The following is a 25,576-nucleotide window of genomic DNA, read 5'->3' on the forward strand; positions in this document are numbered from 1 at the left end:
AACCAGGGACCAGGAGGGAAAAAAATGAAGACCATTACAGTCAATATTGTCACTCCCGACGGCCCGGTATACGATTCAGAAGTATCTATGGTTATTGCAGTTACAGCAACAGGTGAGATGGGTATTTTACCAGGTCACATTCCAACAGTAGCTCCTCTTGGAATCGGTGCAGTCCGATTAAAGAAAGACAACTCGACAGAATTAGTTGCGGTAAACGGCGGATTTCTTGAAATCCGTCCTGAAAAAGTGACTATCCTTGCACAATCGGCTGAACGCGCAACAGAAATCGATCTGTCTCGTGCTCAGGAATCCGCTAAACGTGCAGAAGCACTTTTACAGGCAAATAAAGATGAAATCGACTTTAAACGTGCAGAATTGGCGTTAAAGCGTGCGATGAATCGTATCAACGTTTATGAGGGTAATGTTTAAAGAAAAGTGAAAGAGCCCGTGTAGATTCGACGGGCATAAGACGCACTGACGAAGCGGCGTTCTTTGCCGCACAGTCAGAGTGGCTTATGACCCTAGAATCTGGGCACTGAAGCTAGACAGCAAGAAAAGTGAAAGCGGCCGTTCAGCTCCGACAGGCATAAGGCAGACCAACAGTGTGGCGCACTTTGCCACGCAGGTGGGTTGGCTTATGACCCGAGGAGTTGGCCGTTGGAACTAGAAAATAAAGAAAAGCAGAAGCGGGCAAAAGGGCAATTGACTTTTGTCCGCTTTTTCAATTTACGAAAGGATGGATAACATGGAAAACATGATTGGGCAAACAGCATTGATTTCTATTTTTAGCCATATTTTCTTCACCGGAGTTGCTTTTTATGCAATGCGTGCATTAATGTTTGAAAAATTTATTCACAAGCACCATGTGTTACAGGCTCAAATTCTGTATATTTTTCTTAGTATTTCAATAGGGACGATGGTATCTACTTTTTTCCTAAATATTTCATCTTGGTCTAGGCAATTGCCTTATCTGTTTTAAAATTGCCGTTTTGCCATGGCCTTGAAGTTCATAGCTGTGGCAAAACGGCAAAATTATATTTCCGGGGAAATAAAAGAGTATATAAGGTTTACGCTAATGACAGTGGGGAAAAGGTTTAATAGAAATACTTTTAAAACATGACTTTTAGCCCTAACGGACATAAAAGTGAATAGGTATACGAACAATGTAGTGTTCCGATTAATAATAGAACAAAATGAGAGTATAGTTGCTTGTTTTTTATTAAAAAAAAAGGTAATATGAATAAGGTTTTGGTTCTAAATAATGACATTGGACTTTTAATTGTAGATGAGATATATAGATGAATATTAAACATATGGAGGGCATATTAGTGGATCAGATTATTGTAAAAGGCGGCCAAAAGTTAAAAGGAAAGGTACGGGTAGAAGGTGCTAAAAATGCAGTTCTCCCTGTATTGGCTGGAGCATTATTAGCTTCTAAAGGCTCAAGTGTAATTAAAGAAGTACCGAATTTAGCAGATGTATACACAATCCAAGAGGTCTTGAAAAGCTTGAACGTTTCCATTGAGTATTTCCCAGAAAAAAATGAAATGCTAATTGATTCTTCTGCAACGTTATCGAGCGAAGCACAATTTGAATATGTGCGTAAAATGCGTGCCTCAATTTTGGTAATGGGACCAGTTCTTGCGCGTAATGGTTTTGCTCGTGTAGCGTTGCCTGGTGGCTGTGCAATTGGATCACGTCCCATCGATCAGCACTTAAAAGGTTTTGAAGCAATGGGTGCGAGCATTACATTTGGGAACGGATTTGTTGAAGCAAAAACAGTAGGCCGTTTACGTGGCGCGAAAATCTATTTGGATTTTCCGAGTGTAGGCGCAACTGAAAATATTATGATGGCTGCTGCTTTAGCAGAAGGCACAACACTTATCGAAAATGCTGCTAAAGAACCTGAAATTGTTGATTTAGCTAATTACATAAATGAGATGGGTGGTCGCGTTATTGGCGCGGGTACAGATACGATGCGCATCGAAGGTGTAGAAGAGATGCATGGTGCTGAACATTACATCATCCCAGATCGTGTTGAAGCAGGAACGTTTATGGTCGCAGCTGCAATTACAGAAGGCGATGTAACGATTGAAAACGCTGTGCCAGAACATATGACAGCATTGATTTCTAAAATGGGTGAAATGGGTGTTGATATTCAAGAAACAGCAGAAGGATTGCGTATCCGTGCAAGTCGTCCGCTCCGTTCAATCGATATCAAAACAATGCCACATCCAGGATTCCCAACAGATATGCAATCGCAGATGATGTCATTAATGCTAACGGCAACTGGCAATGGTATTTTGACGGAAACAGTTTTTGAAAATCGCTTTATGCATGTGGAAGAATTCCGTCGCATGAATGCTGCAGTTAAAATTGAAGGACGTTCGGTAATTATGGAAGGTCCCTCAAAGCTTCAAGGAGCTGAAGTTGCGGCTACAGATTTAAGAGCTGCGGCTGCATTGATTCTTGCGGGACTTGCTGCAGATGGAATTACACGAGTAAACGAACTTTATCATTTGGATCGCGGCTATGTTAACTTTCATTTAAAACTAGCAGCTTTAGGCGCAGACATTGAGCGTGTAACTACTGAACAGATTGATGTTAAAGTTGAGCAATTGGTCTAATACGTTTATAAAGGGCTTGCGGCACTGTTTACCAGTCTCGCAAGCTTTTTCAATTGCTGTGAATAAATCGAGGAATTTTTGTCAATGAGATCTACATTATGATAAAATACTCTGTTAAGAGAATCTTTTTGAAGGTACATAAAAATGGTGGGAAATTTTTGTCAATGAGGAGTTTTCTATCGTTGAGTAGTAGGGAAGTCAAACGGATTTGTGCATTTTGTACATATGCCGTTCGAAAAGCGCTAGATTATAAGTCGTCAAACGGAATAACTGGTTTAAAAGGAGTGCGAGCTTAATGTTTTCTAAAGATATCGGAATCGATCTAGGGACTGCAAATGTATTAATATATGTTAAAGGCAAAGGAATCATTTTGAACGAACCTTCAGTAGTAGCCATGGATAAGAAAACAAATGAAATCGTGGCTATTGGAAAAGAAGCGCATAAAATGATTGGTAGAACGCCAAAACACATTGTGTCTGTCCGTCCATTGAGAGATGGAGTAATCCACGATTTTGATGTTACTGAAGCAATGCTGAAGCACTTTATTCATATTTTAAAGTTAAAGGGTTTTATGTCAAAGCCACGCATTCTAATATGTTGTCCGACGAATGTCACGAGTATTGAACAAAATGCAATCCGTGAAGTCGCAGAAAAAGCAGGTGCCAAAAAAGTGTACGTGGAAGTCGAACCAAAAGTAGCGGCAATTGGTGCCGGTCTTGATATCTATCGACCAAACGCCAGCATGGTCATTGATATTGGTGGTGGGACGACGGATATCGCAGTTTTATCTATGGGGGATATTGTCACAAGTGAAACCATTAAAATAGCCGGTGACCGCTTTGATCAGCAGATAATGACTTATATTAAACATCACCATAAGTTGTTGATTGGTGAAAAAACTGCCGAAAAGATTAAGCAGGAAATTGGGACAGCAGTATCGTGTACCAAAGCAAAAGAAATAGAAATACGTGGACGTGATCTGTTAACGGCTTTTCCAAAAACGTTGATCATTACTTCACCGGAAATCGAAACTGCTTTACGGGATTCGATTCAATCGATAGTTGAAGCAGCGCGAATGGTATTGGAGAAAACGCCACCTGAACTAGCGTCAGACATTGTGGAAAGTGGCGCAATTTTAACGGGTGGTGGCGCATTAGTGGACGGGCTGGATCAGTTATTAGCCGGAAAATTAGAAATCCCTGTTTCAATTGCCGAAAATCCATTGGAATGTGTTGTGTTGGGAACGGGTCTGATGCTGGAGGCGAAAGAAAATATTTTTCGCCACCGAAAATAAGGGCGATCGGCAGATAGTCAAAGTAGAATATTCTAGTTATACTAACTACAGTTTATCTATTCGAGTTTTGTTTGGAATTCGATAATTCAGTAGATGGAAAGGTTGACGGAGTGAATGGCTGAACTGAAGAAAAACTTTTCTCTTCGAAAAAAAACGTCTAAAGATGCAGCAAGTACAGAGAATCCGAAAAAGACGTGGTGGGTTCAAATACGGCTGTTTCCAATCTGGCTTCGTATTATCATTGTCATTGCATTGATTGCGTTAGCGGTTGTTTTAGGCGTCATGATTGGCTTTGGTGTCATTGGTGATGGTGAACCGGCGGATGCGCTGAAGTGGGAAACTTGGCAGCATATAGTAGATATCATGAGTGGCAAATAACGAAAAACTTCACCTAGTAGATGGCACTTGAAAAAAGAGTAGTAGACACTGTAAAGTAAGATAAAAGGAGCTGGATCAATTGTTGACAACAGAACAAATTCAAGCAATTTTACCTCATCGCTACCCATTTTTGATGGTAGACCGCATTTTAGAAATTGAAGCTGGCAAGAAAGCTGTTGGCTTAAAAAATGTATCGGCAAACGAAGAGTTTTTTAATGGGCATTTTCCAGGGTACCCTGTTATGCCAGGTGTTTTAATCGTTGAAGCGCTCGCACAAGTTGGTGCAGCCGCTGTGCTACAATTAGATGCCAATAAAGGCCGTCTAGCATTTTTTACAGGCATCGACAACTGCCGATTTAAAAGACAAGTTGTGCCGGGTGATCAGTTGCGTTTAGAAGTAGTATTGACAAAATTGCGCGGTTCAATGGGCAAAGGTCATGCAATTGCTACAGTGGATGGGGAAATTGCGTGCGAATGCGATATTCTCTTTGCACTGGGACCAGTAGCTTCAGCAGAGTAAGTTGCTAAAGCTGCACATCTAAATTTGGCGTTTGGAAATGGAGGCTAGTCATATGTACAAATCACTGCCACCAAGTGTGAAAAGCAGTATTACAAAATCCATCTCGAAAGTATTCGAAAAATACATGACTCAAATTGAATGGCAAGAAGAGAAATACCAGTTAGTCGACTTTATGGCTGCTTGGAAAGCATATATTGAAAATGAGGCAAAGTGGTATAAACAAGTACCGAAAGAAACGAAGCTTGCTCCTGCATTTCACGAAAGTATTGCAGAAAGAATCAATCAAACAATTGAACGGATAGTAAACGAATCCCCTTCTGAAGAACAAGTTGCCCGCATTGAAGCCAAACAAGAACTTTTACATACCTCTTATGACTATGCATGCAGAGCAGAAGCGGATTTTATTGAAGAAAAGCTGGTAAAAAAATCACTCGATTAAAGTTTGAGTAAACGAATAAACATCGCTTCCATTCATTTAAGAATAAAAAAGCTGTTCCTGAAAGTCAGAATGTAGACTTTCAGGAACAGCTTTTTATATGGGATTTTAAGGTGCCATTAAGTTTCGTCTTTACGAAGCCCTGGCCGTGTACGCATATCGATTTCAAAGCGTTCGAGTAAGTCCTGGCCTTCAAGTCCATCTTCTAGCAACTCTGACAGCAAAGTTTCTGCGTATTTTCGACGAGCTCGTTTTAGTGTACCTTTCATTAAGACTGAAACATGATCACCCATGATTTTCACATCATGAACTTCTACTTCAAAAGGGGCAGGTTCGTTTCCAGGATAAGAAATGACAACTTGGACGGCGACCGTCTCTTTTGTTTTTTTTAGCTGATCAAACGTCTCTTGATGTTCTAAATCAATCAGCATTTCAAGAATCCACGAGCGTTCACTATTTTCTTGGTTGATGATGATGCCGTCATTTACCGGATAATCCGTCACTTGGTCATCTTTTTCAATACCCAATGACAGCATTTTAAATGTTTTCATTTAGCAATGCCTCCTATACAACTTTGTTTCAGTATAGCATATTGAAGATTTGGCTGGCATACAGAAAAAGCTTGTTTGGAAATATCCAGATTCTACTAAAAATCAGTTTTGATTTGCAGTGCACTCGTATGAAAACTGAACAAACTCAACTAATAGCAGCGAAAACTATTTTTAGCAATCGATCAAAAATGAAATATGATAGAGGAAAAGCCCTGAAAAATTATTTTTCCTACTTTGCAAAGAATTCAATCTTCTTAGTATGCTCTAGTTAAGTAAAGGGGGTGAGAAAATGAATCAAGTTGGGATTGTAGGGCGTTTAACAAAAGATCCATCCATGCGAGTCATGAATGAAGGTCGGATACATACTTCCTTCATCGTTGCAGTTTCGAGAAACTACAAAAATCAGAAAGGAGAAATAGAAACAGATTTTGTACTTTGTTCCAGCTGGGGGAAACCGGCGCATAATGTCTCGAAATACTGCGTCAAAGGTTCACTCGTCGCAGTTACGGGACGTCTTCAGTCACGCTCCTACGATAAAGAAGACGGCACACGTATTTATGTGACAGAAGTACTCGGTGATCAAATTCGATTCCTCGATAAAAGAAAGTCACAAGAAGAAAATGCTCCGCAGTCAGAAGTGCCGCAAAACGATGCAGACTTCGATTTCCAACCGCCACAAACTGAACAAATCAATGCATAAATGAGTAAACAAAGGAGGCACTTAGCTATGCCAAAAGATGTGCAGCTGCAGCTAGAAGTGCATATGGAGCAATTAATCAAACTAACGGCTTTGCTCCATCAACGATTGGCAGAGGCCGAGCGGGAACTAAGTGAACTGAAAGTGATTTTCCGCTCGATTCAAAAAGGGTGAGTATTCGCGTCTAAAAGGGGAAATCCGGCCAGGTGGGGACCTGGCCGGATTATTTAACGCTAATTAAAGTGTGTAAGTAAATAATTCTTTCAAGTCGTGATCAGAAAGGTCGGTCATCCATTGACTCGATTGAATAAATTCTTCTGACATCGATTGTTTTTGAACCAATAACGAATCAATTTTCTCCTCAATCGTCCCGATTGTCACAAATTTATGAACATGAACAAATTGGGTTTGACCAATCCGGTAAGCACGGTCAGTCGCCTGATTTTCCACAGCTGGATTCCACCATCTGTCTGCATGTAAGACATGCGTTGCGGCTGTTAAGTTAAGACCCGTACCGCCTGCTTTTAAAGACAAGATGAAAATCGGGAATTTTCCAGCTTGGAACTGAGCCACTAAGGTATCCCGTTGTTGTTTTGGCATGCTGCCTGTTAAGAATGGCACTTCGTGTCCGTATAATTCATTGATTGCCTGTTGCAACAAATGTCCCATCCCGATGTATTGCGTGAAAATCAAACATTGTTCCCCGCGTTCAGCAATTTCTCCGGCTAAGGTCACAATGCGCTCCAGTTTTTGAGAACGAGGCAAAACTTCAGCAGCGTTGGTATACGGCTCTTTCAAGTAAAGAGACGGATGATTACATAGCTGCTTTAATTTACTAAGCATTTTCAAGACTAGTCCTTTTTTCTCGAATCCTGTGAGCGTCTCCATTTTCTGCACCGTATCCTGGACAAGTCCTTCGTAAAGAGCCGCTTGCTCTGGTGTTAGAGGACAATATTCCAGCTGTTCTTGTTTTTCAGGCAAGTTTAACTGAAGATCCGGATCTTTTTTCGTCCGGCGTAGCAGGAACGGCTGAATCCGCTGACGCAATTTTTCTTTGTGTTCTTCAGAATTATCCCGTTCAATTGGAATCATGAAGTTTTCTTGGAATTGCTTAATCCGATAGAGATAGCCTTTGTTGATAAAATCGAAAATTGACCACAATTCAGACAAACGGTTTTCAATTGGTGTTCCTGTCAAGGCAATGTGATGGTCACCTTTAAATTTTCGAATGGTCCGGGATTGTTTTGTGTACATATTCTTGATGTTCTGCGCTTCATCGAGTGTAATACTCGACCAGTGCAAGCTTTGCATTTCCTCACCATCCGAAGAGGCGATGCCATAAGTCGATAAAACAACATCCGGTTTTTCTTCAGCTAAGAAGGCATTAAATTCTTCGCCTTTCGGACGGATGCTTCCGTAATGAGTGACGACCTTTAGCTCAGGCGCAAAACGTTCTAATTCTTTTTGCCAGTTGCCGAGTACTGAAGTTGGGCAGACGATGAGCGATGGTTGATCGGGATTTTTTCCATGGACATGAAGCAAATAGGTGATCAACTGAACCGTTTTTCCAAGCCCCATATCGTCTGCCAAACAAAGTCCAAAGCCTTCTTCACGCATAAACACCAAATAATCGAAACCAATTTTCTGGTAAGGACGTAGCTCTGTCAATAAATTCTTTGGCAAGGGTGCCTCAGGTAAGTCGCGTTTGTCCAGTAGTTTATCCAGCAATGTTTTTAGCGATCGGTTCAAATGAAATTCAACTAATGGATCTTCCTCATCAGCCGTTTCCTCCAACATGATATCAGGGACATTTTGGAACAACATATCTTTGATTGTCCAATCAGCATCTTCTGCTTCTTCAATCATCTTCCGCAATTGCATCAATAAGTTTGAATCGACACGCACCCATTCGTTCCCAATACGAATAAATTCTTTGTTCTCAGACACTAAGCGTTGGAAATCTTGCATGCTCAGCTCATGACCGTTTAAGGAAAACTGCCAGTCAAAATTAATGATTTGATCAAGCCCGACAACCGATGCTTTTTTGATTGGTGAATTGACATTCGCTTTGACGCGGATTTTTGATTCTTGAACAACTTTCAACCAAGACGGAATGGACACTTCAATACCGAAAGCTTGCAAAATTTCTGCATCATTGCGCAGAAACTCAAGAATTTCTGCGTCTGTCCATTCGGTATGATAAAAGCGATCTTCATCAAAACTTTCAATAGAAGGGCATAAACTCAGTAGCAACGATTGACGTTTTTTGATATCTTCAGCAAAAGAGCGCCATCTCTCTGGTAAAGCTTTATCGATGAGTTCATCTGCACGGCGCTTAGATGGAGACCAGTAAACACTGCCACGCTTCGAACGCATAACCACTTTAAAAGACCAAAATTCATTAGCATCCGGTTCGCTCAGCTGCACTGCTACGACATAATCGTCAGCATCCGGTAACCCTTGCCAACCTGCTTGTTGAACAAAACCTTGAATATAAGGAAGTTGAGCTACTGATAATCCTTTTTGGCGCAATTGATGTTGAATGGTATCAGCAAGAAACGTTCGAATTTCACTATCTCCATAGGCATCGTGAATGATAATATTATTTTCTTCAATTGTCACATGATCCCATAGCTTAGGATCACTTAACGAGTCTGCCACTTTTCCGGCAAGCTTCAACCAGCCCTCATCTTCAGCGCGCTGTCCGACAAATGTAACGTAATGGTGAGGTTCGCTTTGAAATAGACGAACAAAATCAGCGGGAGTCAAGACCAAATCCAGGCCATCAGTCTGTGCAGTCAAGCCAAAAAAGCTGTCTTTATCCAGAAAATATAAATACGACTTCCAGATTTCAGGAGGAATCCGGTTGCCGGCTTCATTGACCGCTTGAATACGGAAAAGTTCTCCACGGGTAATGGTTAAATAATAGAGACGGCTTCCTTCAGTTTGGAATTGATTCATATAAGATTTCCTTTCTCGATCTCTTCTTGCAGTGCACGCAGGCGTTTGTTCTGTGTCCGGATTTCAGCAATATAAGCAGTCCAAAAGTCCAGTTGGCCACTTTTTTTACAGGCTGCTTTCATCTTTTTCCAGATTCGGACCGCTTGTTTGTAGCTTGGACGGTTCCGTTCTTCAAGATGAGCCAGCGCGTATCGGTGAAAGAGCGGCAGCACATAGTCAGGTGCCTCATTCTGTACTTCTTTAAGACCGCACTCCTCTGCAAAATACAAAGGGGAATTGTGAAGGTGATGCAATTCTGCCCACTGTTTATACAATTGCTTTTCGATTAAATAAGCAGAGTACGCAGGCAACCCATAATGACCAAACTGCTTGAATAGATCTTCCCAGTCTAATTCGCTTAATTCGATTTGTGAAAACAAGCGACTGAGCGTTCGAACATATTGATGCCGGTATTGTGTATAGAGTCCTTCAAAGAGAAATGTTTTTACGTGAGGCTTGATGGCCAAGAGAATACTGGTCAGCGCTTGTAAGTGCCCTTCATTTTCAGCAAGAACAGCTAAAGCGACCCAGTCGTGTGTTTCGTTTGGCGATATTTTTTTAACGTCCAATTCTCTCTTTAACAAAACGGCAAAAAAAGTTTTTAAACGTTCATCCGGATTTTTAAATGCCAACAGTTCTTCTTCACGCAATCTGCTCGTAGTAAACAAGGTAGTCCAAAATAATTCGTAAAGTGAAAAACGCTGTGAAAACGATTGATCTTTTTCTTCTATAAACTCTCGGATTAAGATTTTCAAGTGTTCAAAAAAAGCATCTGTTTCGAATGTCCGGTGCTGCACGCGCAGTTGCTCAAGCAAATCCCGCAATGCATGGATTTCGTCATCAAACCAAGTCTTAAAAAACGAATGGTGAACTTCTTGTGTACCCGTGATAAAAGTCGCCCATACTTCCGTCAAAGAAATAAAATGAGCATAAGTGCGGTAAAGAACCTTCCACTCACGTTCTAAGGGCATATAAGACAATGCGTTTTTCAAACGACCATCATACATTTGTTCAAAATAAAAATAATTGCGTGTTGTGTAATCTGGAATTTCATCGCGCCAGATGCTGCGGATTAGCTTTGTCCACTGCTCAGGAGAGCGCTTCTCAGCTAATAAGGTAAGTTGTTTATTTTCAGGTTCACGCCAAGAGGCCACCCATTCAGAAAGAGAACCAATTTTTTGATACAGCGCAAAAATGACCGCCAATCGATGGCGGCACATCGGCTCCTGTGGACAAGCACAAATTGCCGTAAGCTTGTCAAAGTTCAAAATAACCTTCACTGCATGAGCATCTTTTACAATAGCTTCAAGTAATAAGCGTTCTTCGTTAAATGATTGAATTTGTACACCATCGTGTCGCACTAAAAAGACTGCTTTTCGAACCATTTCTTCATCCAACGCACGAGTCGGTAGAAGTGATTTGTCGATAGCAGCCATATAATTGTGAATCGTATCTTCGAATCTTTTCGCTAGGGATTGAACCGTAGCCATATGCATCGCCCCAAAATAGACTTTCCTTCTATTATACGACTTTCAGACTGCTCCGTAAACGGTGAACAATCGTTTAATGCGGCATAGCCTAAAAAATAGCAAATTTATTTCTGCTTAGTCCTCTTTTTGTGTAAGATAAATGGTATTATAAAAGTTATAAAGACCTAATTATATCGTTTTGGATAGGAGAATGATAGTTGTTCAATTCGTTTGTTTTAGAAATCCCCGACTTGCGTTCTGTTTTGCATCCGAAGGACGTTGGGGCTTGGGAAGTAGTCTATACGAAGGATGAATTGGTGTTTGGTAAAATCAGATGGCAAATTTCATCAGATGGTGATTGTTACAGTATCCACAACCCTCAATTGTTTCCAGAGCACCTAGCGCAAATACAGATTGATTTCAAAATGAACCGAATCGTTTTTTACAAACGGCAATTATCTGATGAGGAGTTTCATGTTTTGGTGGCATGTATTTTGGAACAACTATGTATTTATATTGAGCCAAACGAAATGCATTTTATGGTCACCACTCCACGTCACCGACATCAACGAACACGCACGAAAAAATAACAACGCGATTCTCCTGTGCCTACCAGCTAACCTATTTTGGTTAGTTGGTAGGCTTTTTAGTATTAAGTATTCTCTTGGCACAGGTAGATCGGTATAGAGTGCGATTTTGTAAGTAGTCGTGTGTGAGGAAGAACCTTTGTTAATCGTACTTAGTGAAAGAAATCTGTGCTTCAACTTCGTGAGAAAAAATTTGGGAGGATCACAAAGAACGATGAATCACAGAAATAGCATAAAAGTTGTGACAAAAAATGTTCATAAACGTCTACTATATAAGAAGGTTGTTATGCAATTCTATATTCGAGAAGAAACTTTTATGCTATAATTTATGTAATCAGAATATTACAAATGATTAGAGGGGTGAGTCATATGTTGCATGTAAAGCTCATGAAGCCATTCTATACAAAGAAAGAAGGGCATCTAGTAAAGTTTGTGTTTGCTTATCAGTACTTTTCAATTATGAAAGATGATGAGTTGTTTCACTTTATTCCCGTAGAAGGCAAAGAGATTATCGTCAACCTCAATACCTTTCAAGTAGAAAACCTTTCGGAAGTGTTCGTCTTTCAAAAAGGCAATCGCTTTATCCGCTTGCCTTTGTATCAATTGCTGCTCGTGTCGGATATCCACAAGCATCTTCAAGCAATAGTGCAAGAAGAAAGAGATGAATTGATTGAAGTGAACGAACAAACACGAAAAGAAGCAACCGATGCTATTTACTTTTTAGAGCAGGAAAACTACAGTCGCCTGATCGATGAAGCATTGAGTACAGGAAACCGAGCGATGTTCGATGAGTTATTAATTCAGCAGCGCGAATTACAACAATTACATGGAGGTTTGTAAAGTGGAATTAGTAGCCTATGGATAAAAAACGTCTTTCCAGATTGTAAGGGGAAGGCGTTTTTGAATGCAAAAACAAGCATGTTAAAAGCTCTTTTCCGTTTGAATCGGAAAAGAGCTTTTAAGTATCTACGTTAATCATATGTCACCCCTTACATTAAAGTGTAGAAATTGATAAATAGCATAACGGCTGTTGAGCCAGCTACTCCGATTGCAAGATCTCCCCAACCTAATTCAAGTACTTTATCGAAATTCATAATCATCCGCTCCTTTTTTGTTTTTTTATGGAGATCTTACAGGTAAGTTACGGTGTTTGCTAACTTGTTTTTAGTATAAATGAATGATTTGTGATAAACATCGTACAAAATAACTAAAAATTCTAAAAAATAAAATAAAAAGTTTCCTTTTATCCCGTTCTTGGATAATCTCGGCGTCCGGTGGATTGAACTATGTTATGCGTATTGGTACATTGAATCATAAGAACGGAACAGAAATGAATAGCAAAGGAGTTTTTCAATGAAATTTTATTTGTCTATGGACATGGAAGGCGTCACAGCATTGCCGGACTATACCTATGTAGATGCTAAAGAAAAAAATTACGAACGTGGACGTCGTTTGATGACAGCAGATGCCAATGCGGTTATTCATGGTTCAGTGGATGCGGGTGCTGACAAGTTGTTGGTCAACGACAGTCACTCGAAGATGAATAACCTAATTGCTGAGGAGTTGCAGGAAAGAGCGGAGTTGATTACGAGTGGAGTTAAAGCGTATTCTATGGTTGAAGGTTTAGATAGTAGTTTTACAGGTACTTTTTTTGCATATCATGCATGAGCAGGACAAAAAGGGGTTATGGCTCATTCCATGGTTTTTGCGGTGCGATCAATGTGGATTGATGACGTCGAAATTGGTGAGCTTGGTTTAATACCTATGTTGCCGGCTACTACGGGGTACCCGTATTGTTAGTAGCAGGAGACGATTGTGCGTGCAAAAAAGCACAAGCATTAATCCCGAACAGTACTATAGCAGCTGTTAAACAATCTCTAACGCGTTCAGCGGTGCAAACTTTGCAACCAAAAAAAGCACAACAGCTTCTACATGCACAAACTATACGTGCAATTGAGAACCGGGAAAATGTTAAACCACTCGTTCCACCGGACAAACCGCTATTAAAAATCGAGTTTACCAATTACGGTGAAGCAGAACTTGCCGCCAGGATGCCGGGGTGTGAATTGCAACAACAGACGACCATTGTTCATTTTCAAGCGAAAGATATACTAGAAGCGTACCGTGCCATGTTAGTAATGACGGAACTTGCGATGCAAGCAAAGTTCTGTTGAATCCCGATTTCAGTAAACAGTGTGTCTGAAGGGGTATACTGGAAAAAAACGTTAGTACATAAAAGGAGTAGATGATTTTGCGTAAATTACCAAGTCGATTAAAAAAAGGGGACTTAGTAGGTGTCATCGCGCCTTCGAGTCCACCCAATCAAGAAAGTCTTCAGAAAGCTTTACCGTTTTTAGAAGAGCTCGGCCTAAGAGTCAAATTGGGAAACTCCGTGACTGCGGTCAATGGTTATTTGGCAGGAACGGATGAAGAACGTTTGGCCGATTTACACGCGATGTTTGAAGACCCAGAAGTGTCAGGCATTTTTTGTGCGGGTGGCGGCTACGGGGCAGCGCGTATAGCAGACCAAATTGATTACGCCATGATTAAAGAAAACCCGAAAGTGTTCTGGGGCTATTCGGATATTACCTTTTTACATACAGCTATCGGGGAATACGCCGATTTGGTGACGTTCCACGGGCCAATGTTAGCTTCAGATGTTGGCAAACCAGAATTCCATGAACGCAGTCGCCGCATGTTCAATCAATTGTTTGAACCATTTGAATTGCATTACACAGAAGAAGTCACGCCTCTCGAAACACTGGTCGGAGGGGTCGCTCAAGGCGAACTTGTCGGAGGCAATTTGTCTTTAGTCCGCAGTGCAATCGGTACCAAGTTCGATTTGGATGTGAAGGGTAAGATTTTACTGATCGAAGAAATAGATGAAGAACCGTGTGAAGTAGATGAAATTTTAAACCAGCTGCGCATGGCGCGGAAATTTGACGAAGCAGCAGGCATTGTTATTGGCGATTTCAAAAACGCTGAGCCAAATAAACGACAACCTTCGTTGACATTAGATCAGGTAGTCGATCATTACTTTGGTCAATTGAAGATACCTGTTGTCAAAGGCTTTAAAATTGGCCATTGTGAACCCCATTTTTCTGTACCACTTGGTGCGCTTGCACGTTTAGATGGCGATGCTAAAACCTTGACTATTCTTCCGGGTGTCGAATAACTGGTTCTAAATTAGAACAGAAATGGAGTGAATCGTTTGTTGCAGACAGAATCCACGGCATGGGTATGTCGTGTTCCGGTTGCAACCGTTTGGACAGCACCAGAAAAAGCGCGTGCGGTCGATGCGGAAGGAATTGCGGAACACCCTAATTTGAACAACTGGCTACGAACTATGAGCCGGGAAGACAAACAAGACTTAGTTGATAGCAACCGAATCCAAACGCAACTCCTATACGGGGAACCTGTGTTGATTGAGGAGGTAGTAAACGGCTGGGCGAAAATCATGGCGCTTTGGCAACCATGCCAAAAAGATGAACGTGGCTATCCAGGATGGGTACCTAGTAGTCAATTAAAAGAAGTCGAAAACTTAACAGAACTTGGCTATGCCCGTGTTACGCATCATAAAGCACAACTGTGGACAGAGAATTTCAAGCCGCTAAAAGTGGTGTCGTTTAATACAATGTTACCCGTCAAAGAAATAGCTGACTTTATTCGTTTGCAAACGCCTGATGGAGATGCATTCATTATGGCAAATACGGTGGAAATAGTTAGTGCGTATAACCAAAGTCCAAAAGGAAATGGATTGGACATCGCCAATCTTGGAGCGGAGTTTTTGGATTTGCCTTATTTATGGGCAGGGATGTCGAGCTATGGTTATGACTGTTCAGGTTTTACGTATAATTTAATGAAAGCCAATGGCGTCATTATTTCGCGTGATGCGGTAGACCAAGTACTTGAAGGCATTGAAATTGACCTGCATGCACAAAACACGTGGCACATTGGTGATTTGTTGTTTTTTGCTTACGAGGAAGGACGAGGCAAACTTCATCATGTGGGTGTTTATTACGGCAATGGTTTAATGCTTCATTCGCCTACTCCTGGAAAATCGGTTGAGATCATTGAATTGGCAGGAACAAAGCATGCCACCGAGTTATGTGCAGTCCGCCGATTTGTAGATGAAGAAGCGTAGCGTTAAAGAAAAAACGCCTCATTTTATTTCAGGCGCCACCGAATGACGGATACTTACTGCGTAAATTTGTCTGGATAGCCTATTTGTTTAAAGGTGAAATAGAAGCTGAATTGTGGTACAATAAGCAGATAGCGTTTTAAAAAGAGAGGCGTGGTAATGATGGCATTCCAACCCCATGAAAAAGAAGTATCTGAATTCGTAGCAGCGCGCTACATAGGCGAATGGATTTCGTTCACTCGCAACGGCGTCGATGTTAACGGCACAATCTTTAAAATTATGGACAACTCGGTGATTGTTGAAATTTCACCAGAAGACGCAAAAGAAATTGGTGCGGCATCCAACATGACCGTAATTTCACATAAGAAATACCGAATCACGGAAGCGTGATTCGGTGAGAAGGAGGCTGTTCGCCATGAACAGCCTCTTTTTTTTTGAGTGTTTTGGTTTCAATCCGTCCCTCCCGTAACGCGCTTTTGCTAGAGAGCGGAGGTGTCTGTAGTTTTTAAGAAACTGTGGCGATAGTTATGATGGGGAGCCATCAGCATGGCCCATATGGTCGATTCGAAAGCGTTCGCTTGAAGCAATTTCTTCGTTTTCACGCGTAGATGTCAGACCAGATATCTAAGTCTTTCGACTCAAAGCGATTAAAAAATGGAAAATGTACCAGCTAATTCATTCCAAAGGTGACGCTTTTTTGGTAAAGTAAAGTGAAGCAGAACGTTAATTGCCTTGAAAGGAACTATACGCATGATATCGGACTTTAAATTCTGGCATTTTTTCTCTAGACAAGGGCAACTTATACATAATATACAAACGACTGAAATGCGCAATGTCAACAAACGCATTGCCTGCATCATTGCCATCGGTCTGTTGGTTTTTGCCATCGGTGAAGTTTGGGGCATGAATACTTCTTCATTGACGCCACTGTTATCAGCGGGGATGTGGGACGCTTATACGTTGGCACGTTGGACTTCGCTTATGGGCACACTTCTTTGGGCTGGGTTTTATGTAGCTTTCCATTTATATGGAGCTTCTTTTTTATTCAGCAAAATTCTGAAGATGCCGTGGCGAGGCGCGATTATCATGCAAATGTATGTGACTGCTTTACTGGTCATCGAAAAAGGGTTGATTTTCTTACTGTTTGCTGTGACTGGTTTTACGACGTCTGTTTCATTTTTCTCGTTCGGACCGATTGCCGCGACGTTTTTGGATAATCATTTCTTGATTTATTTCTTTAACCAACTGACTGTATTTACTTCCTTAATCATCGCTGTACAATATCGTTTTATCCGCAGCTTTACAAAAATCAGCCCGAAACTGATTTTATTCGGCTTGATTATGCTGCATATTTTCGTAGCACTATTCGTAGCCTTGTTTAGCCTGGTTCCGGTAAACGACATGTTGAGTGGTTTCATGGAAGGGGGCAACCCATTTGAATAAGTTCTTTTTTGTCGGTTTATCGGTAGCAGTTGTTGCTTTTTTGACAGCTAATGCTCTTTTGCTATTTGGTGAGAAAAGCATTTTGCCGAAAAGCGTGTATGTCAGTGATTATGAACAAAGTTATGCCCGTACATACGATACGGAATTGTTCAAAGAAGCTCTAACAGCTCCGCAAGGAATCGTGGAAATTTATGTTCAAGATCATGAAGCACTTGAACAATGGGCCGTGAGTGAAGGAGACCGCGTAACAGCAGGATCTGAGCTAGCGCTATTAAACGAAGCAGAAACAGAAGAACAGCGTGCGGCGTGGGAAACACAGAAAACGGCTTTAGAAGGGCAGCAAACCGAAGTGAGAAGCTCGCTTGCCACACTTCAACAGGCTAAAAACGCTCAAAGCGGCCCTGTATCACAAGATGCGTCAAATAATTCCGAAGTTACCAACGAAGACGGTGAAACCATCGAGTTTGACGTCAATGTGTCTGTCGGTGTAGCGGTTCCACAAGATGGCTCTTACGCTGCAGGCATTGCTCAAGCAGAACAACAATTGGCTTCTATTGAATCACAATTAGCGGTATTGAATGCGCAATTGTCACAAAGCTTGTCGAACCCGTCTGTCATCAGTCCCGTAGATGGAACGGTGTCCAAAATCAACCGCGACACAGCACCGTTAAGTATTGAAATTTATTCCGATGAAAAAGTATTTCTTAGCTATGTGTTAGAAGATGAATGGCCGTTAGTCCAAGTCGCAGATGCAGTTAAAATTCAAGGCGAAGGCATTGATGGGATAGCTACGGGGACAGTCCAAAGCGTTTCTGAAGTGCCAGCTGAAAAATCCAAATGGCTAGAAGCCTATCATCAGTTAGATCCAAAAGAGCAAAACAACCCACTGGCGTATTACGAAATTCGAGTGGTGGCGGATACGCCGATTGAAGAGGTAATGCCCTTTGGCACTAACGTCAACACGTCGATTACAGTAGAAAAAGCTGAAAATGCGGTTGCATTACCGACAGCTTGGCTTTTCGACTACGACGGAGTAGATGGCAAAACACATGTATTGAACATTAATGGTCGTCCGCAGACATTGCCTGTAACTACCGATTTTGAAGACGGCGCGAAAGCCGTATTGTCAAAAGGGCCAGAAGCCGGAACGGTTATTATTCATGAAGACAAGCTCGAGACTTTTGTCTCGCCGCCAAAAGTCTTTATGCCATTCCCAGGACGTCAACCCAATTTTGAAGATGCGAAAAACACGTCTTGGCGTGCTTATGTTGAATACGTCTTGGCGCGTTAAACAAGCAAAAAACCCGGAAGCAACAGCTTTCGGGTTTTTGACTGTTTTAGAAAGACTGGATATCATCAGTTAGAACGGGCAATCATGTACGATGGAGTAAGAAAAGACGTGAATTTCGACTTGCCGTTAAAAGTAGACGAACGGAGTGTGTAGAATGGAAAAAACAGATTGGCGGTTTAAAATAGCTCACAAAGAAGCGTGGATTGGCGTCGGGTTGGCATTGTTTAATTTTATTTGGTGGTTTGGCTTTGCGTATGGTCTCGGTTCACGACCTGTTGACGAGTACAGCTACATTTTCGGTTTGCCAGATTGGTTTTTTTACAGTTGTGTCGTTGGCTTTTTGCTGATTTCGGTATTGGTCATCGTTGTGGTCCATTTTTTTTTCACAGAAGTACCGTTTGACGAAGAGGAGGATTCATGATGAATTATGCAGTATTGGTGCCGATGATTGTCTTTTTACTGGTCATTTTCTTTATCGGCTATTGGTCGAGTCGTAAGTTGTCGACGTCTTCCAATTTCATTAGTGATTATTTCCTCGGCGGTCGTGAACTTGGTGGCTTCGTACTGGCGATGACGATGGTCGCGACTTACGGCAGTGCGTCGAGTTTTCTTGGTGGTCCCGGCACGGCCTATACGATGGGATTTGGTTGGGTGCTGCTCGCCATGGCACAAGTCGTAACCGGTTATTTTGTGTTAATGATCCTCGGTAAAAAATACGCCATTATGGCACGCCGCTACAAAGCAATTACGATGATTGATTTTTTGAAATCACGTTACAACAGTTCAGCTGTCGTATTGCTATCTGCTTTTAGCATTATTGTTTTTCTTTTCTCAGCGATGGCAGCACAGTGGATAGGCGGGGCACGCCTTGTCGAGTCACTAACGGGTTTATCGTATAATTCAGCGCTGTTTTTGTTTGCGGTTAGTGTACTTGTTTACGTTACAATTGGCGGTTTCCGCGCAGTTGCACTGACAGATGCTGTTCAAGGCGCCGTTATGCTAGTCGGGACACTGGTGTTGTTGGTCGCAGTCATTAGTGCAGGCGGCGGCATTCCGAATATCGTGAATGACCTGATCAATGAAAACCCGAATTTGGTGACGCCTTATGGTGCAACTGGTGATTTAACGGCCGCTTACGTGTCATCATTTTGGATTTTGGTTGGTGTCGGCGTAGTTGGCTTGCCGCAAATTGCGGTGCGTGCCATGTCTTATAAAAATTCGCGTTCGATGCACCGAGCTTTGATTATTGGAACCCTTGTCACCGGTGTGATTATGCTCAATATGCATTTGATCGGCGTCTTTGCACGCCCCGTGATGCCAGGTATTGAAATTGGCGACAAAGTGATTCCACTGATTGCACTGGAAACCTTGCCGCCTTGGGTAGCGGGCATCGTTCTTGCCGCTCCAATGGCTGCTATTATGTCAACAGTCGATTCGTTGCTCCTGCTAGTTAGCTCGTCGATTGTGAAAGATGTTTACTTAAATTACGTAAAACCTGACGCCACGATCCAAACGATCAAGCGCATTTCTTTTGGTGTGACAGGGGTTCTTGGCGTTATTGTCTTTTTACTGGCATTAAATCCACCAGAACTATTAATTTTCTTGAATCTATTTGCCTTCGGTGGCCTAGAAGCCGCTTTTATTTGGCCGATTGTTCTTGGGTTGTACTGGAAGTGGGGCAATAAATACGGCGCGATTGCATCGATGGCAACAGGGATTAGTAGCTATATCGCTTTGCATTTTTATAACCTGGAAAACGGCAATCTGTTCGGTGTGCACACAGTGACCATGCCGGTGCTGTTATCACTCGCTGCTTTTGTTGTATTTAGTTTATTGATTGACAGAAAGGCCTATCAGTATAATGTTCCTACGCTTAAATAAGGGCTAGGTACAAAATGGTAAAATAAATGCTTGTCCTAGGATAGGCGAAAGAAGGTCTGTACAATTGACTCCTTGGAAAATTTACGGCATCTTAACAGCTGTCATGATTGTGTGGGGCTTTAACTTATCTGCTGTTAAATACATGTTGGAATTTATCGACCCCGTCACTTTAACGGCATTTCGAATTTTGTTGGCGGGAATATCGGTAATGGCGATACTCGCGAGCTTTAGAATGCTCAGATGGCCAGCCAAAAGTGAATGGAAATTTATCTTCCTCGGTTCGTTACTCAATGTAGTGGCCCACCATTATTTCTTGTCAAACGGCTTGTCTATTACGACCGGTTCGAATGCAGGGCTAATTCTAGGTACCGGGCCGATGCTAACAGCCGTACTGGTGTCTCTGATTATGCGCAATTATCCGTCTAAACTGCAGTGGCTCGGAGTAGTGGTTGGCTTTGCCGGAGTGGCGGCTACCGTCATGGTAGGAAATGGTGCAGCTAGCGGATTGAATACGGGTGACATTTTTGTCTTTATCTCGATTTTAGCGCAAGTCTTAAGTTACATTGTGATCGCTAACGCTGCACGTACCTTAGACCCGCGCATATTGACGGGGTATATGTTTGTAACAGGTGCACTCGTGTTGTTCGTTATTTCACTCCTACAAGAACCCGGTGAAATCCAAGCGTTTGCTGCTGTACCTGTATCCTTTTGGGTTGCATTCGGATTTTCCGCGATGATTGGAACGGCCGTTGGTCACATGCTCTACAATTATTCAATTGGACAAGCAGGACCAACAAAAGCAGCTATTTTCATGAACTTGAATACTTTGTTTTCGTTAGTAGGAGCCAGTGTGATTTTAAATGAAAAAATCACAGTCGGTCATATTTATGGATTGGTGCTCATTGTAATCGGCGTGCTATTCGGTTCTGGTGCCGCTGAAGACTTATTAAAAAAACGTAAAAAGCGGCTCTCGTCTTGAGCCGTTTTTTTCTGTCTAAGTCGGTATTGCGACAAGGAGACTTGCTATTTTTAAGTCGCCGCTCTTTTTATTTAGACGAAGTTTTACTATAATAAATTAGAGATAGCTAAACAGCTTTAGACAACTAGAGGAGTGAAAAGCCGTGGCCACATTATGGGGGACGCCAGAGAAATTACAGGAATTATTGTGTGAACTTGTTAGTTGGAAAAGCTTAACGTTGACGGATGGAGAAGTAGAGTTTGCTTACAAGCTTCAAGACAAATTAATGGAGCTGCCCTATTTTCAAGCAAACCCAGAACATATCAGCATGGGTGAAGTAAACTGGGGGCGTCAAAGCGTAACGGCTCTTTATAAACACCCAGAAGCGGTAGACACCATTGTCTTGCTGAGCCATTTTGATACGGTACACACAGGAGAATATGGAGATTTGGAACCTTTAGCATGCAGTCCCCAGTTACTAGGCGAAGCTTTTCAGCAGATTCGCGATGAACTCGATGCAGATACCCTACGTGATCTTGATTCTGGAGAATACCTCTTTGGCCGTGGAACGATGGACATGAAAGCAGGTCTTGCGCTTCACATGGCGTTGGTCGAAAAAGCATCAATCGAACAGTGGCCGATCAACTTATTGTTGATGACCGTTCCGGATGAAGAAGTAAACTCAGCAGGCATGCGCTACGGGGTAACTAGGCTGCTCGACCTCGAACGCGAACACGGGCTGGAATTTATTTTGTTTCTAAACGGTGAACCGGTTTTTGCGATGAAGCCAGGTGACACAGCGCATTATTTATATACGGGGTCCATCGGTAAAATCATGCCATCGGCTCTTTTTTACGGCAAGGAAACACATGTCGGCGAACCGCTTTCAGGCATCACGTCGAGCTATATTTCCACATACTTAACGCACCGGATGGAATGGAATTCTAGCTTTAGAGAAGTGGTTTACGGCGAACCTACGCCGTTACCCGTGACATTAACGCAACGTGATATGAAAGAAGAATACTCAGCGCAAACACCTTACCGCACTTCTGCGATGTACAATGTCTTTACGATGGAACGCAATGCAGAAGAAGTATTTGACATTTTCGAAAATGTGGCAAAAGGAGCGGCTGCTCATTGCGAACGTGATTATTACGCCATGTGTGAACGTGAAAACATCGAACCTGTCGGTGGCATTAACGTCATGCGCTACGAAAAACTAATGGAATACGCACGCACTAAATTTGGCCACGATTACATTACAGACTTACTGCGTGACACGTTAATGCATCCTGAGTGGGACGTTCGTGAAAAATCCATGCATGTTACAGACATTTTGCTTATCAACTGCCAAGAACTAACGCCAGCAATGGTGTTAATGTACGCACCGCCTTTTTACCCGCCAGTAAACTCATCTGAAAATGAACTGGTTAAACGCTGCGTTGCACAAGTCATAGAAAACGCCAAAGAAAAATTTGATTTAGATGTTAAACAAGGTCACTTTTTTAACGGCATCTCAGACCTCAGCTATGTTAGCTACAAAGACCAAAGCGACGGCTGGGTCACTTATGAAAACAACACACCGGTTTACGGCGATTCCTACAGCATTCCGTTTCAAGCGATGAAACAATTATCTGCGCCTGTTCTCAATGTTGGGCCATACGGCAAAGACGCACACAAACGCACAGAACGACTTCACATCAAAAATACATTTGAAGAAATGCCGATTCTCTTAGAACAAATGATTTTATCCATTCCAGTAAAAAGTCGCCACTAAGGCGGCTTTTTTTTATGGTTTTTGCTCGTGAAAAGAGTCTATGGGCTTTGGGCATATATGGATTTCAGAACGCTGAGCGAGCGTGTGGAAGAAGGCTGAAAAGTTCGGCTAGAGAACTAAAAATGGAGCATTCACACAGCAATAGCCAGCTTCTAAATCTCAAATTTAAAAGCTATAACGCTCTCAAAAACGATTTTCGGATATAAATGGGAACTATCTGAAAAACCTGTTAAACTACTTAAAAAAGGAGGAACTGTATGATTATCAAATGCCGAGAACTGCCAGCAAAAATTAACGGTTATGAAGCTTTACTGAAAAGACTATCGCCAAGGCACCCGAAACGAACAGCTATTAAAACGAGTCTTCATAAAGCAAGAGCCGATTATGGAGGTGAAGAGCGTCTAGACGAAGCGCTCTATTTTTTCGATCCACCATACGCATATCAAATGATCCAAGATTTTTCATTGGACGAACCGTTCAAAATTCAAGTCGATACTGTTTTGATTACACAAAGCTGCGTGATTTTACTGGAAGTCAAAAACAGTACAGGCAAACTTCAATTCAAGCAAAATCCTAGCCTGCTGCATACCATTTCGGTAGACGGAGAAGTTAAAAGCGATACAAGTCCAATCACGCAAATGGATGAGACCGCGCTGCGTGTAGAAAAAATTTTAAGAACAATGGGTTATAAGTTGCCGGTTTCTAGCATAATGGTCGTTGCCCACCCCTCTCAAATCGTCGAAGAAGTACCACGAAACTGTCGAATACTAGCAGTCGGCGACATAAACTTCTATTTGTCTACCTTAAACTTACCCACACCGATCCTCTCACTAGAAGAACTCCATGAACTCGGCAAAACACTCCTCACACTCCATCAAAACGTTCCGGCTTTTCCACTTGCTCCTAAGTTTCAAATCGAACAATCTGAAATCGAAACCGGCGTTTTCTGTCCACGTTGTCACCTTGGGAAAATGGAACGAACAACAATAGCATGGGAATGTGAAACATGCCGGTTGATCAGCAGAAACGCACACTTAAAAGCACTCGACGAATGGTTTATGCTATTAAAATCATCAATTAGCACAGCAGAATGTTGTGGATTTATTGGGATGACAAATCTCGAAACAGCTAAACATTTTCTAATGAAAAACGGTTGTCAACCAGTAGGTGGAAGGCGATATCGCCATTATACTCGTCAATAATAAAGGGAAACTTGAATTGAGAACACACGGATTGAATAGGGAAAATCCCCGTGTAGCAGCGCGGAATACGGAGGTTCCCCCCCTCACTTACAGCATTTCTTCACAACTTTCTCCTGTCCTCGTGTACAATCAAACTATAGTATTTAATTTTTCAGTTAAAGGAGTCGAGCCGATGAATAGTGAACAGCAAATAGTGGATTATTTTCATCATTTTCACGCGCATCCAGAAGTCAGTTGGAGAGAAGTAGAAACGACAAAAAAATTAGCAGCGATTATGACTGAACTGGGCGTCAAACATCATACGTTTCCAGATGTTACCGGGTTGATTGCTGAAATTGGTGAAGGACCAGAAGTAATTGCAATGCGGGCCGACATGGATGCGCTTTGGCAAGAAGTGGACGGGACATTGCAAGCTAATCATTCGTGCGGCCATGATGCCAATATGGCGATGGTGCTCGGTGCATTGCTGTATTTAAAAGATGAAACACTAACGAAACGTGTACGTTTTATTTTTCAGCCGGCCGAAGAATTGGGCAATGGCTCACTGTCAATGATTGAACGTGGGGCAATTGATGAAGTTTCGCAACTATATGGTGTTCATTTACGTCCTATCGAAGAGTTGCCATTTGGCCAAGTGACACCTGCACTTCATCACGGATCGGGTATTTTCTTAAGAGGAAAAATTCAAGGTGTCGATGCTCACGGGGCACGTCCGCATCAAGGAAAGAATGCTATCGATGTGATTGCAGCCATTCATCAATTTGTAAAATCGATTTATTTCTCGCCGTTTGAATCTTATTCAGCAAAGCTGACTCATATCCAAACAGGTGGAGACAGCCTCAACATCATTCCGGGAGCAGCGAAATTTGCACTGGATGTTCGGTCGCAATCGAATGGATTAATGATAGAACTGCAGCAAAAAATTAGCGACGGCTTAACAGCGATTGCCAAACTGCATGATGTCGAAATCACTTTTGAGTGGACGGATTATACGCCTGCTGCGGAAGTGTCAGAAACCGCGATGCACATTGCGGATGCCGCTATTCGTCAGACACTTGGGGACGAAGCAACTGCACCACCTATTCAAACAACCGGTGCAGATGATTTTCATTTTTATACCATTAAAAAACCTGAACTTCATGCCGCGATGATTGGCATTGGAGCAGATTTGACGCCAGGGCTTCATCATCCAATGATGAATTTTAACCTCAAAGCACTTGATATTGGTGCACGTGTTTTAGCCAATATAGCAAAGCACAAATAAAAATATAAAAAAATGATAGAAAACAAGGAAAAAGGGTATAGGTAAAACAGAGTAAAAAAA

At 42.0% G+C, this 25,576-nt stretch carries 25 protein-coding genes and 1 pseudogene; 23 read left to right on the top strand and 3 right to left on the bottom strand.

Annotation, left to right across the window (positions count from 1 at the left end):
• Positions 1–24: 24 nt before the first annotated feature.
• The 7 genes from QMF37_RS01830 (at position 25) to QMF37_RS01860 (ending at position 5,258) form a co-directional block, all read left to right on the top strand.
• Complete coding sequence (locus tag QMF37_RS01830) at positions 25–429, top strand: F0F1 ATP synthase subunit epsilon (RefSeq protein ID WP_071153054.1); 405 nt, start codon at positions 25–27, stop codon at positions 427–429.
• A gap of 316 nt (positions 430–745) precedes the next feature.
• Positions 746–979, top strand: coding sequence for a DUF1146 family protein (locus tag QMF37_RS01835; RefSeq protein ID WP_058384472.1), 234 nt, complete (start codon positions 746–748; stop codon positions 977–979).
• A 349-nt stretch (positions 980–1,328) separates the two neighbouring features.
• Positions 1,329–2,627, top strand: coding sequence for a UDP-N-acetylglucosamine 1-carboxyvinyltransferase (murA, locus tag QMF37_RS01840; RefSeq protein WP_058384473.1), 1,299 nt, complete (start codon positions 1,329–1,331; stop codon positions 2,625–2,627).
• A 295-nt stretch (positions 2,628–2,922) separates the two neighbouring features.
• The gene (mreB, locus tag QMF37_RS01845; RefSeq protein ID WP_283476238.1) at positions 2,923–3,921 is read left to right on the top strand and encodes a rod shape-determining protein; all 999 of its coding nucleotides are present in this window, start codon (positions 2,923–2,925) and stop codon (positions 3,919–3,921) included.
• Positions 3,922–4,035: 114 nt separating this feature from the next.
• A complete protein-coding gene (locus QMF37_RS01850; RefSeq protein WP_058384475.1) occupies positions 4,036–4,299 on the top strand; it encodes a DNA-directed RNA polymerase subunit beta in 264 nt (87 codons plus the stop codon).
• 79 nt (positions 4,300–4,378) lie between these two features.
• Positions 4,379–4,819, top strand: coding sequence for a 3-hydroxyacyl-ACP dehydratase FabZ (gene fabZ / locus QMF37_RS01855; protein WP_058384476.1), 441 nt, complete (start codon positions 4,379–4,381; stop codon positions 4,817–4,819).
• Positions 4,820–4,871: 52 nt separating this feature from the next.
• Positions 4,872–5,258, top strand: a complete 387-nt coding sequence (locus tag QMF37_RS01860; protein ID WP_283476241.1) for a hypothetical protein — start codon at positions 4,872–4,874, stop codon at positions 5,256–5,258.
• Positions 5,259–5,374: 116 nt separating this feature from the next.
• On the opposite strand, the gene QMF37_RS01865 is transcribed toward QMF37_RS01860, so the two are convergent.
• Positions 5,375–5,806, bottom strand: coding sequence for a YwpF family protein (locus QMF37_RS01865; protein WP_071153059.1), 432 nt, complete (start codon positions 5,804–5,806; stop codon positions 5,375–5,377).
• Positions 5,807–6,095: 289 nt separating this feature from the next.
• Here QMF37_RS01865 and QMF37_RS01870 point away from each other — a divergent pair, with 289 nt between their 5' ends.
• Both QMF37_RS01870 and QMF37_RS01875 read left to right on the top strand, forming a co-directional pair.
• Positions 6,096–6,506 (top strand): single-stranded DNA-binding protein, encoded by a 411-nt coding sequence (locus tag QMF37_RS01870; RefSeq protein WP_058384479.1) that lies wholly within the window; start codon positions 6,096–6,098, stop codon positions 6,504–6,506.
• 27 nt (positions 6,507–6,533) lie between these two features.
• Entirely contained in the window at positions 6,534–6,677 is a 144-nt protein-coding gene (locus tag QMF37_RS01875) for a hypothetical protein (RefSeq protein ID WP_169793176.1), read from the top strand.
• 63 nt (positions 6,678–6,740) lie between these two features.
• Here QMF37_RS01875 and QMF37_RS01880 read toward each other — a convergent pair whose 3' ends face one another.
• Positions 6,741–9,464, bottom strand: a complete 2,724-nt coding sequence (locus QMF37_RS01880) for a DEAD/DEAH box helicase (RefSeq protein WP_283476246.1) — start codon at positions 9,462–9,464, stop codon at positions 6,741–6,743.
• The gene (locus tag QMF37_RS01885; protein WP_058384481.1) at positions 9,461–10,993 is read right to left on the bottom strand and encodes a hypothetical protein; all 1,533 of its coding nucleotides are present in this window, start codon (positions 10,991–10,993) and stop codon (positions 9,461–9,463) included. The genes QMF37_RS01880 and QMF37_RS01885 overlap by 4 nt, the downstream gene beginning before the upstream one ends.
• Positions 10,994–11,190: 197 nt before the next feature.
• Here QMF37_RS01885 and QMF37_RS01890 point away from each other — a divergent pair, with 197 nt between their 5' ends.
• From QMF37_RS01890 to QMF37_RS01955, 14 genes and pseudogenes are all read left to right on the top strand, one after another.
• Positions 11,191–11,562: a hypothetical protein gene (locus QMF37_RS01890; RefSeq protein ID WP_071153061.1), complete on the top strand. Its 372-nt coding sequence runs from the start codon at positions 11,191–11,193 to the stop codon at positions 11,560–11,562.
• 366 nt (positions 11,563–11,928) lie between these two features.
• Positions 11,929–12,399: a hypothetical protein gene (locus tag QMF37_RS01895; RefSeq protein ID WP_058384483.1), complete on the top strand. Its 471-nt coding sequence runs from the start codon at positions 11,929–11,931 to the stop codon at positions 12,397–12,399.
• A gap of 513 nt (positions 12,400–12,912) precedes the next feature.
• Positions 12,913–13,733, top strand: a pseudogene (locus QMF37_RS01900) (M55 family metallopeptidase).
• 77 nt (positions 13,734–13,810) lie between these two features.
• A complete protein-coding gene (locus tag QMF37_RS01905) occupies positions 13,811–14,734 on the top strand; it encodes a S66 peptidase family protein (RefSeq protein ID WP_078080667.1) in 924 nt (307 codons plus the stop codon).
• A 36-nt stretch (positions 14,735–14,770) separates the two neighbouring features.
• On the top strand, positions 14,771–15,703 hold the full coding sequence (locus QMF37_RS01910; RefSeq protein WP_058384485.1) for a C40 family peptidase: 933 nt from the start codon (positions 14,771–14,773) through the stop codon (positions 15,701–15,703).
• Positions 15,704–15,859: 156 nt separating this feature from the next.
• Positions 15,860–16,090 carry a DUF2187 family protein gene (locus tag QMF37_RS01915; protein ID WP_237150114.1) on the top strand — a complete coding sequence of 77 codons (231 nt, stop codon included), beginning with the start codon at positions 15,860–15,862 and terminating at the stop codon, positions 16,088–16,090.
• A 360-nt stretch (positions 16,091–16,450) separates the two neighbouring features.
• Positions 16,451–17,143 (top strand): hypothetical protein, encoded by a 693-nt coding sequence (locus QMF37_RS01920; protein ID WP_245830197.1) that lies wholly within the window; start codon positions 16,451–16,453, stop codon positions 17,141–17,143.
• Complete coding sequence (locus QMF37_RS01925) at positions 17,136–18,434, top strand: efflux RND transporter periplasmic adaptor subunit (RefSeq protein WP_283476253.1); 1,299 nt, start codon at positions 17,136–17,138, stop codon at positions 18,432–18,434. Before QMF37_RS01920 ends, QMF37_RS01925 begins: the two co-directional genes overlap by 8 nt.
• A 154-nt stretch (positions 18,435–18,588) precedes the next feature.
• On the top strand, positions 18,589–18,855 hold the full coding sequence (locus QMF37_RS01930) for a YhdT family protein (protein WP_058384487.1): 267 nt from the start codon (positions 18,589–18,591) through the stop codon (positions 18,853–18,855).
• Positions 18,855–20,315 (top strand): sodium/pantothenate symporter, encoded by a 1,461-nt coding sequence (gene panF / locus QMF37_RS01935; protein ID WP_058384488.1) that lies wholly within the window; start codon positions 18,855–18,857, stop codon positions 20,313–20,315. Before QMF37_RS01930 ends, panF begins: the two co-directional genes overlap by 1 nt.
• Positions 20,316–20,379: 64 nt before the next feature.
• Complete coding sequence (locus QMF37_RS01940) at positions 20,380–21,294, top strand: DMT family transporter (RefSeq protein ID WP_149455964.1); 915 nt, start codon at positions 20,380–20,382, stop codon at positions 21,292–21,294.
• Positions 21,295–21,436: 142 nt separating this feature from the next.
• Entirely contained in the window at positions 21,437–23,050 is a 1,614-nt protein-coding gene (locus QMF37_RS01945; protein WP_283476258.1) for a M20/M25/M40 family metallo-hydrolase, read from the top strand.
• 257 nt (positions 23,051–23,307) lie between these two features.
• The gene (locus QMF37_RS01950) at positions 23,308–24,252 is read left to right on the top strand and encodes a nuclease-related domain-containing protein (protein ID WP_283476260.1); all 945 of its coding nucleotides are present in this window, start codon (positions 23,308–23,310) and stop codon (positions 24,250–24,252) included.
• Between the two features lie 172 nt (positions 24,253–24,424).
• Entirely contained in the window at positions 24,425–25,516 is a 1,092-nt protein-coding gene (locus QMF37_RS01955) for an amidohydrolase (protein ID WP_071153067.1), read from the top strand.
• The last annotated feature ends 60 nt before the right edge of the window (positions 25,517–25,576 follow it).

Source organism: Planococcus sp. S3-L1, from assembly GCF_030063085.1.
In the GTDB taxonomy this organism is placed as follows: domain Bacteria; phylum Bacillota; class Bacilli; order Bacillales_A; family Planococcaceae; genus Planococcus; species Planococcus kocurii.